Origin of the sequence: Lelliottia wanjuensis (assembly GCF_030238365.1) — a bacterium.
GTDB lineage: Bacteria > Pseudomonadota > Gammaproteobacteria > Enterobacterales > Enterobacteriaceae > Enterobacter > Enterobacter wanjuensis.
The window spans coordinates 20846-37045 of sequence record NZ_JASSOT010000076.1 but is presented as its reverse complement, the minus strand read 5'-3'; the positions used below and the strand labels follow the sequence as shown (position 1 = coordinate 37045).

The 16200-nt window shown below is 53.8% G+C and carries 19 protein-coding genes and 1 other annotated feature; of the genes, 10 read left to right on the top strand and 9 right to left on the bottom strand.

All coding sequences use genetic code 11. The features are described from left to right. Positions 1 to 342: 342 nt before the first annotated feature. From tcyP to hxpB, 4 genes are all read right to left on the bottom strand, one after another. Positions 343 to 1734, bottom strand: coding sequence for a cystine/sulfocysteine:cation symporter (gene tcyP, locus QQF33_RS23025; RefSeq protein WP_282492004.1), 1392 nt, complete (start codon positions 1732 to 1734; stop codon positions 343 to 345). A 126-nt stretch (positions 1735 to 1860) separates the two neighbouring features. Continuing rightward, a complete protein-coding gene (locus QQF33_RS23020) occupies positions 1861 to 2451 on the bottom strand; it encodes a metal-dependent hydrolase (RefSeq protein WP_282492003.1) in 591 nt (196 codons plus the stop codon). Positions 2452 to 2545: 94 nt separating this feature from the next. Continuing rightward, on the bottom strand, positions 2546 to 3307 hold the full coding sequence (gene kduD, locus QQF33_RS23015; RefSeq protein WP_285158659.1) for a 2-dehydro-3-deoxy-D-gluconate 5-dehydrogenase KduD: 762 nt from the start codon (positions 3305 to 3307) through the stop codon (positions 2546 to 2548). A 147-nt stretch (positions 3308 to 3454) separates the two neighbouring features. Continuing rightward, positions 3455 to 4123, bottom strand: coding sequence for a hexitol phosphatase HxpB (hxpB, locus tag QQF33_RS23010; RefSeq protein WP_285158658.1), 669 nt, complete (start codon positions 4121 to 4123; stop codon positions 3455 to 3457). Between the two features lie 146 nt (positions 4124 to 4269). Here hxpB and QQF33_RS23005 point away from each other — a divergent pair, with 146 nt between their 5' ends. Further along, entirely contained in the window at positions 4270 to 4806 is a 537-nt protein-coding gene (locus tag QQF33_RS23005) for a YniB family protein (protein WP_285158657.1), read from the top strand. A 37-nt stretch (positions 4807 to 4843) separates the two neighbouring features. Here QQF33_RS23005 and QQF33_RS23000 read toward each other — a convergent pair whose 3' ends face one another. The 3 genes from QQF33_RS23000 to pfkB all read right to left on the bottom strand — a co-directional run bounded on the left by QQF33_RS23000 (position 4844) and on the right by pfkB (position 7135). Further along, positions 4844 to 5704: a fructosamine kinase family protein gene (locus QQF33_RS23000; RefSeq protein WP_285158656.1), complete on the bottom strand. Its 861-nt coding sequence runs from the start codon at positions 5702 to 5704 to the stop codon at positions 4844 to 4846. A 105-nt stretch (positions 5705 to 5809) separates the two neighbouring features. Next, positions 5810 to 6100 (bottom strand): type V toxin-antitoxin system endoribonuclease antitoxin GhoS, encoded by a 291-nt coding sequence (gene ghoS / locus QQF33_RS22995; protein WP_282491998.1) that lies wholly within the window; start codon positions 6098 to 6100, stop codon positions 5810 to 5812. A gap of 102 nt (positions 6101 to 6202) precedes the next feature. Then, positions 6203 to 7135 carry a 6-phosphofructokinase II gene (pfkB, locus tag QQF33_RS22990; protein ID WP_282491997.1) on the bottom strand — a complete coding sequence of 311 codons (933 nt, stop codon included), beginning with the start codon at positions 7133 to 7135 and terminating at the stop codon, positions 6203 to 6205. 293 nt (positions 7136 to 7428) lie between these two features. Between pfkB and QQF33_RS22985 the strand changes: the two genes are divergently transcribed. Beyond that, positions 7429 to 8187, top strand: coding sequence for a DUF481 domain-containing protein (locus QQF33_RS22985; RefSeq protein WP_282491996.1), 759 nt, complete (start codon positions 7429 to 7431; stop codon positions 8185 to 8187). A gap of 264 nt (positions 8188 to 8451) precedes the next feature. Next, a complete protein-coding gene (locus QQF33_RS22980; RefSeq protein WP_100780480.1) occupies positions 8452 to 8685 on the top strand; it encodes a YdgH/BhsA/McbA family protein in 234 nt (77 codons plus the stop codon). Between the two features lie 120 nt (positions 8686 to 8805). Here QQF33_RS22980 and yniD read toward each other — a convergent pair whose 3' ends face one another. Both yniD and yncL read right to left on the bottom strand, forming a co-directional pair. After that, the gene (gene yniD, locus QQF33_RS22975) at positions 8806 to 8916 is read right to left on the bottom strand and encodes a small membrane protein YniD (RefSeq protein WP_282491995.1); all 111 of its coding nucleotides are present in this window, start codon (positions 8914 to 8916) and stop codon (positions 8806 to 8808) included. 67 nt (positions 8917 to 8983) lie between these two features. Beyond that, positions 8984 to 9076 carry a stress response membrane protein YncL gene (gene yncL, locus QQF33_RS22970; protein WP_282491994.1) on the bottom strand — a complete coding sequence of 31 codons (93 nt, stop codon included), beginning with the start codon at positions 9074 to 9076 and terminating at the stop codon, positions 8984 to 8986. A 314-nt stretch (positions 9077 to 9390) separates the two neighbouring features. On the opposite strand from yncL, the gene thrS reads away from it, so the two are divergent. The 7 genes from thrS (at position 9391) to pheT (ending at position 16196) form a co-directional block, all read left to right on the top strand. Next, positions 9391 to 11319: a threonine--tRNA ligase gene (thrS, locus tag QQF33_RS22965; RefSeq protein ID WP_100780477.1), complete on the top strand. Its 1929-nt coding sequence runs from the start codon at positions 9391 to 9393 to the stop codon at positions 11317 to 11319. A gap of 3 nt (positions 11320 to 11322) precedes the next feature. After that, entirely contained in the window at positions 11323 to 11865 is a 543-nt protein-coding gene (infC, locus tag QQF33_RS22960) for a translation initiation factor IF-3 (RefSeq protein WP_071818735.1), read from the top strand. A 96-nt stretch (positions 11866 to 11961) separates the two neighbouring features. Beyond that, the gene (rpmI, locus tag QQF33_RS22955) at positions 11962 to 12159 is read left to right on the top strand and encodes a 50S ribosomal protein L35 (protein WP_001124225.1); all 198 of its coding nucleotides are present in this window, start codon (positions 11962 to 11964) and stop codon (positions 12157 to 12159) included. A gap of 54 nt (positions 12160 to 12213) precedes the next feature. Then, complete coding sequence (gene rplT / locus QQF33_RS22950) at positions 12214 to 12570, top strand: 50S ribosomal protein L20 (RefSeq protein ID WP_012017122.1); 357 nt, start codon at positions 12214 to 12216, stop codon at positions 12568 to 12570. A gap of 75 nt (positions 12571 to 12645) precedes the next feature. Continuing rightward, positions 12646 to 12769 (top strand) — a sequence feature (Phe leader region). After that, positions 12651 to 12695 carry a pheST operon leader peptide PheM gene (gene pheM / locus QQF33_RS22945; protein WP_001386830.1) on the top strand — a complete coding sequence of 15 codons (45 nt, stop codon included), beginning with the start codon at positions 12651 to 12653 and terminating at the stop codon, positions 12693 to 12695. Its footprint overlaps the feature before it by 45 nt. Before the next feature lie 40 nt (positions 12770 to 12809). Continuing rightward, positions 12810 to 13793, top strand: coding sequence for a phenylalanine--tRNA ligase subunit alpha (gene pheS, locus QQF33_RS22940; protein WP_282491993.1), 984 nt, complete (start codon positions 12810 to 12812; stop codon positions 13791 to 13793). Between the two features lie 15 nt (positions 13794 to 13808). Beyond that, the gene (gene pheT / locus QQF33_RS22935) at positions 13809 to 16196 is read left to right on the top strand and encodes a phenylalanine--tRNA ligase subunit beta (RefSeq protein ID WP_285150706.1); all 2388 of its coding nucleotides are present in this window, start codon (positions 13809 to 13811) and stop codon (positions 16194 to 16196) included. The last annotated feature ends 4 nt before the right edge of the window (positions 16197 to 16200 follow it).

The window sequence follows — 16200 nt, the reverse complement described above, 5'->3', positions numbered from 1 at the left end:
CGTTTCCTGGAGGCCGGGTCGAGGCGCAGGGAAGCGCCGAGAGGGTGCGACCTGCATGGATGCAGGATCGCGCCCGACCCGATAGCCGCAAGGAATAAGCTGAGGGCACCGCGAAGCGGCGATTTTCCTGGCCGGGAGCCGGGATTGTTAAGGGGGCGGCGGTAGCCCCCTTAACACGTTCACCGCAGAGAAATTAGCAGGAAGCAGAGAACCGGAGGTGAACGGAACAATTCCACTGATGCCATAAAGGGCCTGGAGCAAGCAACACAATGAAATTAAATTCATTATGTTGCTTAACTGATCAGCATTACCTCAATTGAGGGCCTCTTGTCGCTTGTACGATTAACGGTGCGCCAGTTCGGCGTTCTCTTCGCTATCGAGGATCGCTTTGTCGGTCTGCTTCAGCCACTGGCTAGTCAGCGTCCCGGCGGTCATGGAACCGTTGACGTTCAGGGCGGTACGACCCATGTCGATCAGCGGCTCAACGGAGATCAGCAGGGCGACCAGCGTCACCGGCAGGCCCATCGCAGGCAGCACGATCAGCGCGGCGAAGGTTGCGCCACCACCGACACCGGCCACACCGGCGGAGCTGACGGTCACGATACCGACCAGCGTTGCAATCCACATTGGATCCAGCGGGTTGATACCGACTGTTGGAGCCACCATCACCGCCAGCATCGCCGGGTAGAGACCCGCGCAGCCGTTCTGACCAATGGTCGCGCCGAAAGAGGCGGAGAAGCTGGCGATCGATTCTGGCACACCCAGACGACGGGTCTGCGCTTCCACGTTCAGCGGAATTGACGCGGCGCTGGAGCGGCTGGTGAAGGCGAAGGTCAGTACCGGCCAGACTTTACGGAAGAACTTCAGCGGGCTCACGCCGTTCACGCCGAGCAGGATGCCGTGGACGGCAAACATGATGATCAGACCCAGGTAAGAGGCGACCACGAAGCTGCCCAGCTTGATGATGTCCTGCAGGTTAGAACCGGCAACGACTTTGGTCATCAGCGCCAGCACACCGTATGGGGTCAGCTGCATCACCAGACGAACCAGCTTCATCACCCAGCTCTGCAGGGTGTCGATGGCGGTCAGAACGCGCTGGCCTTTCGGCGCATCGTCTTTCAGCAGTTTCAGCGCAGCCACACCCAGGAAAGCGGCAAAAATCACCACGCTAATAATGGAGGTTGGGTTCGCGCCCGTAAGATCGGCAAACGGGTTTTTCGGTACGAAGGAGAGCAGCAGCTGAGGCACGCTCAGATCGGCCACTTTACCGGCGTAGTTAGTCTGAATGGCGGCCAGGCGCGCGGTTTCCGCGGTGCCCTGCACCAGACCTTCAGCTGTCAGGCCAAACAGATTGGTGACCAGCACACCGACCAGCGCGGAAATCAGCGTGGTGAACAGCAGGGTGCCGATGGTCAGGAAGCTGATTTTACCCAGCTGTGATGCGTTATGCAGACGGGCTACCGCGCTCAGAATAGAGGCGAAGACCAGCGGCATGACAATCATTTGCAGCAGTTGCACGTAGCCGTTACCGACAACGTTGAACCACTGAATCGAATCCTTCAGCACCGGGTTATCAGAGCCGTAAATCGCCTGCAATGCCAGACCAAATACCACACCCATACCCAGACCGACGAGTACCTTTTTCGCCAGGCTCCACTGCTTATGACGCGTCTGCGCCAGCAGCAACAGCAAGACAACGAACACCACGATGTTCGCAATAAGTGGAAAATTCATCCCCGTTCTCCTGATTTATTACCGACCGGTATTTTCCGATCCTGTTGCCGCAAGGTTAGCAGAAGTGTGATGTGGCGCTTATATCCAAATGGAATGGATTATGACAAATGGGATTATTTCGTCTGTTTAATGTTCAATCTGGTGATGAATAAAGCGATTGAACTGAAATTGCAGGGAATTGATCATCTGCGACGACCAGCGAACTGCACCATTTTCGGGCAGGGTCTGGGGCATCCAGACCGAATAGGCGAACAGCGCCATGCACAACACGCGCTCCAGCTGGTTGCCTTTTTGCGGGGCCAGAATCGGGAAACGGAAGCGCCAGCGGCACGGCCACAGCAGCGGAACACCCGCGGGAGTGAGCATATCCGCGAGAATGTGGCTTAAATAGCCCAGCACCATCCCCTGAATCGCATCGGCAGGGACAATCCAGCTTTCGGGGATCTTTAAATAGAAGAGGGTCAGCAGAATAAACACCGCCAGCAGGCTATGGGTAAAACCGCGATGGCCGAAGGCCCGGGCGATAGGCTTGGAGACCCATTTCAGCCGCTGGCCGAGAAATGACTTCGGATGATCGATATCCGGCAGCAGGCAGGTCAGGACCGCAGAAGGAACAATATGCCACCAGTCGCCCTGCGCCAGAACAGGGGTCAGCTCAGCGTTTTTGGCAAACACTGCGCAGGCAATAGAAAAAAGGAGGTGGCCTTCCGCCGTCATGATAAAACCCATGAAACTGTCAATTCATACAGTATAGGGTTTTTATACAGTAGGCGGAAGAGGTTACGGTGTAACTCTTTGTCACAAACTGGCGTTAACGCGCCAGCCAGCCGCCGTCCACGGCAAGGGTGTAGCCATTGACATAGTCAGAGGCTTTTGACGCAAGGAAAACCACCGGGCCTTGCAGGTCTTCCGGGACGCCCCATCGCGCGGCGGGAATGCGATCCAGAATCTCTTTGCTGCGCTGATCATCGTCCCGCAGCTCCTGAGTATTGTTGGTCGCCATATACCCGGGCGCAATCGCGTTGACATTGATGTGATGCCCGGCCCATTCGTTGGCCAGCAGGCGCGTGATGCCCAGCACGCCGCTTTTGGATGCCGTATAAGAAGGCACGCGGATCCCGCCCTGGAAGGAGAGCATCGAGGCGATGTTAATGATTTTGCCGCCGTCACCCTGGGCGATAAACTGGCGCGCCACGGCCTGGGAGAGGAAAAAGACCGACTTCAGGTTCAGGTTCATGACGTCATCCCAGTTCTTTTCACTGAAAGACAGGGCATCCTCCCGACGAATGGTTCCGGCGTTGTTCACCAGAATATCGACGCGGCCCATCTCCGCGACCGTTTGGGCCACAATGGATTCGAGAGCGTCCTGTTGGCTGAGATCGGCCTGAATCGCCTTAAAGCGTCGGCCCAGGGCTTTCACTTTTGCGGCGGTCTCTTCGGGGATCCTGCGGTTCACGCCCACAATGTCGCATCCCGCCTGCGCCAGCCCCAGCGTCATTCCCTGGCCTAAACCGGTATCGCAGCCGGTGACGATGGCCACTTTTCCCGCCAGATTAAAGGCATCCAGTATCATATTTACCTCAGAGTGTAGGGTTATTATCGTTCTGAAGGTAAGAATAGGAGCCGCTTCGCGGAAATACAAATAAAAATGAAATGATGTTTTAAAAATTGACGAAGTGTCATGTTTTCGGGCAACAGAACGTTGCCCGAAGGGGAGTGCTTAGCCGCGCAGATGGGCTACGGTGAGATCGGTAAGCGTCGCCAGTTTAGCATCCGCCAGGGCAAAGCGCGGATCGTGCTGGCCCTCTTCGGCAGGCACCACGATGGAGCGCATCCGCGCCGCTTTCGAGGCGATCATGCCGTTCACCGAATCTTCCAGCGCCACGCAGGCCAGGGTATCGACGCCCAGTTTGGCGGCACAGTCCATATACACCTGCGGATGCGGCTTGCTGTACGGCAGTTTTTCCGCCGAGGCCAGCGCGTCAAAGCTGTCGCGCAGGTCGAACATCTCCAGCACTTTTTCCAGCATGTGCAGCGGGGAGGCGGACGCCAGACCGACTTTCAGTCCCTGCGCTTTGCACAGGGCGATAGCTTCGCGCGCACCCGGCAGCAGCGGGCGGTTCTCTTCTACCAGCGAAATCGCGCGGCTGATAATACGGTCGGTCACTTCCTGGCGGCTCGGGCCATTCCACGGCTGGTGGGCATACCACAGCTCAACAACCATATCGATGCGCAGTCCCAGCGTGTCCGGGAGTTCGCTACGGCGGCTGATATCCACTCCAATGCTGGCCATGACATCCAGTTCGGCACGATCCCACAGCGGTTCGGAATCGATTAACAATCCATCCATATCGAAAATGGCAGCAACAATCTGGCGCGGGGTCGACATAACGATATCTCCTTTCACAGGTTTACAGCACAGGGAGAGTCCTGAGTTACTCCGCAATTTACCATATTGCCCCTAAAGAACGGGCGAAATTCGTAAGCAGAAGGTAAACTTAGGCTCAAAGAGAGCGTCTTAATGAAGGGGAACTAATGACGTATCAACAAGCTGGACGCATAGCGGTGCTAAAACGCATTGCCGGATGGGTGATTTTTATTCCGGCCGTGATTTCCACGCTGATCTCTGTGCTGAAATTCATGTACGAGCACAGCGAAAAACAGGCAGGGATCAATGCGGTTATGCTTGATTTTGCGCACGTGATGATCGAGATGATGCGCTTTAATACGCCGTTTCTTAACATCTTCTGGTACAACTCGCCCACGCCCGATTTTCATCAACAACTGAACATTGTGTTCTGGGTTATCTTTGCGCTGATTTTCATCGCCCTGGCCCTGCAGGCCTCCGGCGCGCGCATGAGCCGCCAGACCCGTTTTCTGCGTGAAGGGGTGGAAGATCAGCTGATTCTGGAGCAGGCGAAAGGGCCCGAAGGGTTAACCCGCGAGCAGATTGAGTCGCGCATCGTGGTGCCACATCACACCATTTTCTTGCAGATTTTCCCGCTGTATGTCCTGCCGGTGATTATCATCGTCTGCGGCTATTTTTTCTTCTCACTGCTCGGTTTTCTGTAACGCATAACGGGTGGTCAGGCACCACCCGTTTTCGCCTTTACGCCGCTAAAATCCTGTCCAGCGCGCGCTGCGCATTCACCAGATGTTCACCTCCGAACAGAATCGCCCGGTTAAAGAGGGTATAGAGCTGGTAAATAGGCTGTCGTTCGAGGAACCCTGACGGCAGCGGCGATACCGACTGATACCCATCGTAGATTTGCGGCGGCTGCTCCGGATGCAGCGGCAGCATGGCCAGGTCGCATTCGCGGTCGCCCCAGTAGCAGGCAGGATCAAAGATGTAAGGCCCGTTCGGCCCTAACGCACAGTTTTCAGACCACAGATCGCCGTGCAGCAGCGAAGGCTGTGGCTGGTGGGACGCCAGGCGCTGCTGAACGTGCTCAACAATGGCGTCGATATTGCCGAACTCCAGGCCTTTTTCGGCGGCCAGCTCCAGCTGCCAGCCGATGCGCTGCTCGGCAAAGAAGGTCGACCAGCGGCGCTGCCAGGAGTTGGGCTGTGGGGTGGTGGAGAGATCGTTATCAAAATCGAGACCAAACTGAGGCTGGTCGCTCCACTGGTGCAGGCGGGCGATTTGCTGGCCTAACAGAAAGGCGTTGTGCGCGTCCAGCGGACGGGCAGGGAGATAGTCCATCACCAGAAAGCTGTAGTCGCGATCGCTTCCCACCGCCCAGACCTGCGGCACAGAGACGGTTTTGCTGCGCGACAGCAGTTCCAGCTGATCGGCTTCGGCGGTGAAGATGGGGAGCAATTCCCGCTCATCACATTTGACGAAGAAATCACGCCCTGCGAAGCGCACATGCCATGCGGCGTGGATTTCACCACCCGGCAGCTCGTTACGCAGCTCGATCTCCCCGTCGCCCAGTTGCTCGTTTAACAGATGACTGATAGCCTGCCACATGATGATTCTCCCATGTTGTCCGCCAGATCATTAAGTTAGCGCAAAAACGCCGTTCAATAATACGAGCTAACGCACACCTGAGCCGTCAGGATCACTGCAGGGCATTTATTGTTCTCTTTTTTGCCACTCTTCCCAGGTTTTTACGTCAATATTTGCCTCTTTGCCGGTCGCGCTCTCAACCAGGCCGCTGGCCAGCGTTTTCACTTCGTCACGATCGAGGGGGCTTATCAGGCCAAACGTATTGGTGCCCAGATCGTGAACATTGCCTTCGTCATCCGTCAGGGTCAGCAGGAAACCGCCGCGCGTCAGGTGATTGGTGATCTCGTTGAGTTCGGTCAGCGAGTCTTCATGAATTTTGATGGTTACAACGTAGCGGGTGATGTCACCACTGCTCATATTTCACCTCTTTGTTATCGCGAAAGTTTTCTTAGCATAGTCGATTGCGCCAGTTTGGCGACTTAACGGGAAATTCCCCTCATCGCTGAGGGGAGGCTGTTTTTAACTCTGGGACAGGTAATCGACGATTTTTTGCGTGTCTTCGAGAGAGCACAGGCGCGTGCCGTGGTTAATCGTGGCGGCGCTACCGGCCGCGACGCCGTAGCGCGTCATCTCCAGCAGCGACGCGCCTTGCGCCAGTTTTAAGGTCATCGCACCGACCATACTGTCACCGGCACCGACGGTGCTCTGGCTTTTCATTGGCGGCGGAACGACCTGTACCGATCCGGTTTCATCGACGCCGAGGGCACCCTGTGGCCCCAGAGACACCACCACGCGACGCGCTTTGCCGCTGCGCACCAGCTCCTGCGCGGCAGAGCGCACGTCATCCGGCTGGGTTAACGGGCGGTTGACCAGCGCGCTCAGCTCTTTCTGGTTCGGTTTGATCAGTTCCAGATCGCCGGACTCCAGCGCGGCGGTCAGCGCTTCGCCGGAGCTGTCGACGATACAGCGCAGACCTTTCTTCTTGGCCGCCTGAATCAGTTGGGTGAGTTTTTCACATTTCACGCCGGGCGGCAGGCTGCCGCTGATGACCAGCAGGGCGCCGCTTTCGATAGCGAGCACTTTCTCTTCCAGCTGGCGAAACTCATTGTCATCCAGCATGGCGCCGGGCATCACAAAGCGGTATTGTTCGCCGCTCGATTCGACGTGGACGTGCAGGTTCTGGCGCGTCCAGTCTTTGGCTTCCACCGTATCGACGGCCACCTGTTCATCCGCCAGCAGCGCCACCAGATGTTCACCGGTCGCACCGCCCGCCGGGAAGATCGCCGTGGCTTTTCCGCCAAGATAGGTGATGGCGCGCGCGACGTTGATGCCGCCACCGCCGGGTTCGAACACCGGCGCAGTGCAACGCAGTTTACCTTCGGGATAGATCTGCGGTGTCAGCGTGGCGCTGTCGAGGGAAGGGGAGAGCGTCAGCGTATAAATTCGGACCATTATGACCTCCTTTTAGCATGGGCTTCGGTAAGCATGGCACAAAAGACGAGAAGGGAAAGTAAATAACAGTATGATTTTAAATATAAATGTTTAGGCGCTTTGTGCGTTTTTATTATGAAGGAAATAACGTTTTGAGATCGTTCTTATTCAAAAAATGAAATAAGAAATCATTGCTATGTTATATGAGCCTTTTTATAATTTGTTACCTTTCTAAGGATGCCTTGTCATTGATCCTCAAGAAAGTTTCCGAGACCGTGATGGTCTCTTTTTTTGTTGTACGGACTCCTTTATAAATGAAGCTCTTGAAGACAGTACCTGCCGCAATGATGCTGGCGGGTGGCGTGTTTGCCTCGATGTACGCAGCCGCTGACGATACCGTTTTTACTGTCATGGATGACCCATCCACTGCGCAGAAACCGTTTGAAGGTAACCTTAACGCTGGGTATCTGGCGCAATCAGGTAACACCAAAAGCTCTTCCCTGACCGCAGACACCACCATGACCTGGTACGGCAATACCACTGCCTGGTCCCTGTGGGGTAACGCCAGCAACACCTCATCTAACGACGAGCGCTCCTCTGAGAAGTATGCAGTGGGTGGCCGTAGCCGTTACAACATGACGGATTATGACTATCTTTTCGGCCAGGCAAGCTGGTTAACTGACCGCTACAACGGCTATCGCCAGCGTGACGTGTTTACGGCCGGTTATGGTCGTCAGTTCCTGAATGGTCCGGTCCACAGCTTCCGTTTCGAATTCGGTCCTGGTGTGCGTTATGACGAGTACACCGATGGCGATACCAAAACGCAGCCGCTGGGCTACGCGTCCGGTACGTACGCCTGGCAGTTCACCGATAACGCCAAATTCACCCAGGGTGTTTCCGTATTTGGTGCTGATGACACGACCCTGAACTCTGAGACCGCGCTGAACGTGGCGATCAACGAACACTTTGGTCTGAAAGTCGCTTACAACGTGACCTGGAACTCGGAGCCACCGGCTTCTGCGCCAGAACACACCGACCGCAGAACAACGGTTTCTTTAGGCTATAAAATGTAATTCCGGCGGGCCGATATATTCTCGGCCCGTTTTTATATTTTCACAAACTGTGCTATTTAAAATTAAACGGCGTTTTATTTTATTTGTTTTTCTGTTTCTCCATCATTTCTTCATAATTCCCTCTGTACATTAATATTCAGTTTATTTGACACGATTTGATAAATAAATTGACTAGGCAGAAGTGTGATCCAGATCTACACTAACAATACAGGCAATTCATTGCCTCAAGTTGTTCTGCATTAATTCAGATAGAGAATAATCATTATGAATAAAATCAAAAACGCTGCCGCAGCAATGGTGCTTTCTGCACTGTCATTTGGTGTATTTGCTGCTGATTCAGTGACTCAACCTGCCAGTGATACCACCAACCAAATCGGCATTACCCGTGCTTCTGATGTTGAAGCGGGCTCAAACATCGCGCCGGGCTCCCAGTCTACCGGTCAGTCAATGAATGACGCGTTCGATGTGCATAAACTGGTCGCAGGTGAGTGGTCTTAATTGAGCATTACGCTTAATGGTAATGACTCGTGAAAAAACCGGATAATGATGTACCGGTTTTTCGTTTGATATGTGCTGCGGAATTATTCTGAACAGACGTGAATGAATTACTCACTCAATCTACACGCCCCAGATCATCGCTGCCCAGCGTAATAAAAGCATCGCCCCACAGATAGCGATTAATACGACCACCATTTTCCAGTGTTTTTGCGCAAAGCGTTTTGATGGCATAAACCGTTCCTTCGTCAGTTGATAAACATGAGTTTATCAAAAACGGCCATATCGCGCACCCTCGGGGTCAGAACCAATGGAATTTCTCCGCCAGAATCATGACCAGCGCCGCTGCGGAAACAATATTCAGGATCACCACTGTTCGACTGGAAACATTCATGTAACGCCCCTTTCGTTGTCAGGACCTGTTCAAGATTAGCTCAGCAAAATGGGATTGCGAGCGTCACCCCTAAAAACTCATGCAAAAGTATGAGAGGCATCAATCTGGTCGCGGAGGGTGCATTCACCCTTTTTTTAGTGTTACCATCGCAGGGCAGAACGTAAATCAGCCTTTGTCTGATTCGTCGCTGTTCCAGACTGCGAGCCAATTTGACGATTGTTGGTCAGATGGTGTCGCAATCTATTGATAAAACACGATTATTTTCTTTGTATATGCTCTTATGTGTGGGGCATCACTGCAAATAAGGATATAAAATGCCTGTAATTACTCTTCCTGATGGCAGCCAACGCCATTACGACCACGCCGTTAGCCCGATGGATGTTGCTCTGGACATTGGTCCTGGACTCGCAAAAGCCACCATCGCCGGCCGTGTCAATGGTGAACTGGTTGACGCCTCCGATCTGATTGAAAACGATGCGCAGCTGTCCATCATTACCGCCAAGAACGATGAAGGTCTTGAGATCATTCGTCACTCTTGTGCGCACCTGTTAGGCCATGCCATCAAACAGCTGTGGCCAAACACCAAAATGGCGATCGGCCCGGTGATCGACAACGGTTTCTACTATGACGTTGACCTTGACCATACCCTGACCCAGGAAGATATCGACGCGCTCGAAAAACGTATGCACGAGCTCGCCGAGACCAACTACGATGTCATCAAGAAAAAAGTCAGCTGGCACGAAGCGCGTGAAACCTTCGTGAAGCGTGGCGAGAACTATAAAGTTTCGATCCTTGATGAGAACATCGCGCATGATGACAAGCCAGGCTTGTATCATCACGAAGAATACGTCGACATGTGCCGTGGACCGCACGTGCCGAACATGCGTTTCTGTCATCACTTCAAACTGATGAAAACCGCAGGCGCCTACTGGCGTGGCGACAGCAATAACAAGATGTTGCAGCGTATTTATGGTACCGCCTGGGCAGATAAAAAAGCCCTGAGCGCCTACTTGCAGCGTCTGGAAGAGGCCGCGAAACGCGACCACCGTAAAATCGGTAAGCAGCTCGACCTGTATCATATGCAGGAAGAGGCACCAGGTATGGTGTTCTGGCATAACGACGGCTGGACTATCTTCCGTGAACTGGAAACTTTCGTGCGCTCCAAGCTGAAAGAGTACCAGTATCAGGAAGTGAAAGGCCCGTTCATGATGGACCGTGTGCTGTGGGAAAAAACCGGCCACTGGGACAACTACAAAGATGCGATGTTCACCACCTCTTCTGAGAACCGTGAATACTGCATCAAGCCAATGAACTGTCCGGGCCACGTTCAGATCTTTAACCAGGGTCTGAAATCTTACCGTGACCTGCCGCTGCGTATGGCGGAGTTTGGTAGCTGCCATCGTAATGAGCCATCAGGCGCACTGCATGGTCTGATGCGTGTTCGTGGCTTTACCCAGGATGATGCGCATATTTTCTGTACTGAAGACCAGGTGCGTGATGAAGTCAACGCCTGTATTCGTATGGTCTACGATATGTATAGCACCTTTGGCTTCGAGAAAATCGTCGTCAAACTCTCAACTCGTCCGGAAAAGCGTATCGGTAGCGACGAGACCTGGGATCGTGCTGAGGCGGATCTGGCAGTTGCGCTGGAAGAGAACAACATCCCGTTTGAATATCAGGTGGGTGAAGGCGCATTCTACGGTCCGAAAATTGAATTTACACTGTATGACTGCCTCGATCGTGCATGGCAGTGCGGAACAGTCCAGCTGGACTTCTCCCTGCCGCAGCGTTTAAGCGCCTCTTATGTTGGCGAAGACAACGAGCGTCAGGTGCCGGTAATGATTCACCGTGCAATTCTTGGGTCTATCGAACGCTTTATCGGCATTCTGACCGAAGAGTTCGCTGGCTTCTTCCCAACCTGGCTTGCGCCAGTGCAGGTCGTGGTCATGAACATCACCGATTCTCAGGCCGATTACGTTAAAGAATTGACGCAGAAACTACAAAATGCGGGCATTCGCGTAAAAGCGGACTTGAGAAATGAGAAGATTGGCTTTAAAATCCGCGAGCACACTTTACGTCGGGTCCCGTACATGTTGGTCTGTGGTGATAAAGAGGTGGAAGCAGGCAAAGTTGCCGTTCGCACCCGCCGTGGTAAAGACCTGGGAAGCCTGGACGTGAGTGAAGTGATTGAGAAGCTGCGACAAGAGATTCGCAGCCGCAGTCTTCAACAACTGGAGGAATAAGGTATTAAAGGCGGAAAACGAGTTCAAACGGCGCGCCCGAATCGTATCAACAGCGAAATTCGCGCGCAAGAAGTTCGCTTAACAGGTCTGGAAGGCGAGCAGCTTGGTATTGTGAGTCTGAGAGAAGCTCTGGAAAAAGCTGAAGAATCCGGAGTAGACTTGGTCGAAATCAGCCCTAACGCCGAGCCGCCAGTTTGTCGTATCATGGATTACGGCAAATTCCTCTATGAAAAGAGCAAGTCTTCTAAGGAACAGAAGAAAAAGCAAAAAGTTATTCAGGTTAAGGAAATTAAATTCCGACCTGGCACCGACGATGGCGATTACCAGGTAAAACTCCGCAGCCTGGTACGCTTTCTGGAAGAGGGTGATAAAGCTAAGATCACGCTGCGTTTCCGCGGTCGTGAGATGGCTCACCAGCAGATCGGTATGGAAGTGCTTAATCGCGTCCGTGACGATCTGAGTGAACTGGCAGTGGTCGAATCCTTCCCATCGAAGATCGAAGGCCGCCAGATGATCATGGTGCTCGCTCCTAAGAAGAAACAGTAAGGCCTTCAAGTAGCAATTCCTGTGGAGCCTACGGGCTTCGCAGGTTTTGTTCGCCTATGTTTCGTTTATTAACAATGCGAAGTGGAAGTTATTAAAATGCCAAAAATTAAGACCGTACGCGGTGCTGCTAAGCGCTTCAAAAAAACCGGTAAAGGTGGTTTTAAGCACAAGCACGCAAACCTGCGTCACATTCTGACTAAAAAAGCTACCAAGCGTAAACGTCACCTGCGTCCGAAAGCCATGGTTTCCAAAGGCGATCTGGGCCTGGTCATCGCGTGCCTGCCGTACGCATAAGTCGTAAACGTTTATTAACCTTTTTTAACTTAGAATAGATACAGGAGAGCACATATGGCTCGCGTAAAACGTGGTGTAGTTGCCCGTGCACGTCACAAGAAAATTTTGAAACAAGCTAAAGGCTACTACGGTGCGCGTTCTCGCGTATACCGCGTTGCCTTCCAGGCTGTTATCAAAGCTGGTCAGTATGCTTACCGTGACCGTCGTCAACGTAAGCGTCAGTTCCGTCAACTGTGGATTGCGCGTATCAACGCAGCAGCACGTCAGAACGGTATTTCTTACAGCAAATTCATCAACGGCCTGAAAAAAGCCTCTGTTGAAATCGACCGTAAGATCCTGGCTGACATCGCAGTATTCGACAAATTAGCGTTCACCGCTCTGGTCGAAAAAGCGAAAGCAGCACTGGCATAAGCCAGTTGAGAGAGGGGGCTTTGCTCCCTCTTTCATTTCCACCCCATCCGGGACGATTGAAAACACAAGGTAACGCAAGCATGAATGCTGCTATTTTCCGCTTCTTCTTTTACTTTAGCACCTGAATTCAGGGGGCTTGCGCGTGAAAGATGAAACGAAAAACAGCGCCAGAAAGCCTCCTGATGGAGGCTTTTTTTGTTTCTACCGCTTATGAATATCGCCACATAACGAGGAAAACCATGTCACATCTCGCAGAGCTGGTTGCCAGTGCAACGGCAGCCATTAACCAGGCCTCAGATGTTGCCGCATTAGACAATGTCCGCGTCGAATATCTGGGCAAGAAAGGGCATCTGACCCTGCAAATGACCACCCTGCGTGAATTGCCGCCAGAAGAGCGCCCGGCAGCGGGTGCGGTGATTAACGAAGCCAAAGAGCAGGTTCAACAGGCACTGAATGCGCGTAAATATGATTTAGAAAGCGCCGCGCTGAATGCCCGTCTGGCCGAAGAGACCATCGACGTCTCTCTGCCAGGTCGTCGTATCGAAAACGGCGGTCTGCACCCGGTCACCCGCACCATTGACCGCATTGAAAGTTTCTTCGGTGAGCTCGGCTTTACCGTGGCGACTGGCCCGGAAATCGAAGATGATTATCACAACTTCGATGCCCTGAACATTCCTGGCCATCATCCGGCACGCGCTGACCACGACACTTTCTGGTTTGATGCGACCCGTCTGCTGCGTACCCAGACCTCTGGCGTGCAGATCCGCACCATGAAAGAACAAGAGCCGCCGATCCGCATTATCGCGCCGGGCCGCGTGTATCGTAACGATTACGACCAGACGCACACCCCGATGTTCCATCAGATGGAAGGCCTGATCGTCGATAAGAACATCAGCTTCACCAACCTGAAAGGCACGCTGCACGACTTCCTGAACAACTTCTTTGAAGAAGATCTGCAGGTTCGTTTCCGTCCGTCCTACTTCCCGTTCACCGAACCTTCTGCAGAAGTGGACGTGATGGGCAAAAACGGCAAATGGCTCGAAGTGCTCGGCTGCGGCATGGTCCATCCAAACGTTCTGCGTAACGTCGGTATCGATCCGGAAGTCTATTCCGGCTTTGCCTTCGGTATGGGCATGGAGCGTTTGACCATGCTGCGCTATGGCGTGACCGATCTGCGCGCATTCTTCGAAAACGATCTGCGTTTCCTCAAACAGTTTAAATAAGGGCAGGACAGAACAATGAAATTCAGTGAACTGTGGTTACGCGAATGGGTGAACACCGCGCTCGACAGCGAAGCGCTCTCTAACCAAATTACCATGGCAGGCCTGGAAGTGGACGGCGTTGAGCCGGTCGCAGGCGCATTCAACGGTGTGGTTGTCGGTGAAGTGGTTGAATGCGGCCAGCACCCGAACGCGGACAAACTGCGCGTCACCAAAGTGAACGTCGGTGGCGATCGCCTGCTGGATATCGTCTGCGGCGCGCCAAACTGCCGCCAGGGCCTGAAAGTGGCTGTGGCAACGGTCGGTGCGGTTCTGCCGGGCGATTTCAAAATTAAAGCGGCGAAACTGCGCGGCGAGCCGTCTGAAGGCATGCTGTGCTCCTTCTCCGAGCTGGGTATTTCCGACGATCACAACGGCATTATCGAACTGCCTGTTGATGCGCCGGTTGGTACCGACATCCGCGAATACCTGAAGCTCGATGACAACACCATCGAAATCAGCGTGACGCCAAACCGTGCCGATTGCCTGGGCATCATCGGCGTGGCGCGCGACGTTGCGGTGCTGAACCAGACCGAACTGAACGCACCGGAAATTGCACCGGTTGCGGCCACCATCAATGACACGCTGCCAATTTCTGTGGAAGCCGCTGACGCTTGCCCACGCTACCTCGGTCGTGTGGTGAAAGACATCAACGTTAAAGCGCCAACTCCGCTGTGGATGAAAGAAAAACTGCGTCGCTGTGGGATTCGTTCTATCGATGCGGTGGTCGACGTGACCAACTACGTTCTGCTGGAGCTGGGTCAGCCGATGCACGCCTTCGATAAAGATCGTATCGAAGGCGGGATCGTGGTGCGTATGGCGAAAGAGGGTGAAACCCTGGTTCTGCTCGACGGTAGCGAAGCCAAACTGAACGCTGATACGCTGGTCATTGCCGACCATACCAAAGCGCTGGCGATGGGCGGCATCTTCGGTGGCGAGCACTCTGGCGTGAACGACGAGACGCAAAATGTCCTGCTGGAGTGCGCATTCTTCAGCCCGCTGTCTATTACCGGCCGCGCACGTCGCCATGGCCTGCACACGGATGCCTCTCACCGCTACGAGCGCGGCGTGGATCCAGCTCTGCAGTACAAGGCCATGGAACGCGCCACTCGCCTGCTGATCGACATCTGCGGCGGAGAAGTGGGTCCGGTGATTGATGTGACCAATGAAGCGACGCTGCCTAAGCGTGCGACCATTACCCTGACTCGCGGCAAGCTGGATCGTCTGATCGGCCATCACATTGCTGATGCACAGGTGAGCGATATCCTGCGTCGTCTGGGCTGTGAAGTGACCGTAGGTCAGGACCAGTGGCAGGCCGTTGCGCCAAGCTGGCGTTTCGACATGGAAATCGAAGAAGACCTGGTGGAAGAAGTGGCCCGTGTTTACGGCTACGACAACATTCCTAATGAGCCTGTGCAGGCCGGTCTGGTGATGGGTTCCCACCGCGAAGCTAACCTGTCCCTGAAGCGTGTGAAAACCATGCTCAACGACAAAGGCTATCAGGAAGTGATCACCTACAGCTTCGTGGATCCGAAACTGCAGCAGCTGATCCACCCAGGTCAGGAAGCGCTGATTCTGCCAAGCCCGATCTCCAGCGAAATGTCCGCGATGCGTCTTTCTCTGTGGACCGGCCTGCTCGGTACCATCGTTTACAACCAGAACCGTCAGCAGAGCCGCGTGCGTATCTTCGAAACCGGTCTGCGCTTTGTGCCTGATACCCAGGCAAATCTCGGTATCCGTCAGGATCTGATGCTGGCTGGCGCTATCTGCGGCAACCGCTATGAAGAGCACTGGGATCTGACCAAAAACAGCGTCGATTTCTACGATGTGAAAGGCGATCTGGAGTCTGTTCTCGATCTGACCGGTAAATTGTCTGAAATTGAATTCCGCGCAGAAGCCATCCCAGCCCTGCATCCGGGCCAGAGCGCTGCCATTTATTTACACGGCGAACGCGTTGGTTTCGTTGGCGTTGTTCACCCTGAACTGGAACGCAAACTGGACCTGAACGGCCGCACCATGGTGTTTGAGCTGGAGTGGAACAAGGTCGCAGACCGCGTGGTTCCTCAGGCTCAGGACGTTTCGCGCTTCCCGGCGAACCGTCGCGATATCGCCGTTGTGGTCGCTGAAAATGTGCCTGCAGCAGATATTTTGGCCGAGTGTAAGAAAGTTGGCGTAAATCAGGTAGTTGGCGTAAACTTATTTGACGTGTACCGCGGCAAGGGCGTAGCAGAAGGTTCTAAGAGCCTCGCTATTAGCCTTATCCTTCAGGATACCAGCCGTACACTCGAAGAAGAGGAGATTGCCGCTACCGTTGCCAGATGTGTAGAGGCATTAAAAGAGCGATTCCAGGCATCATTGAGGGATTGAACCT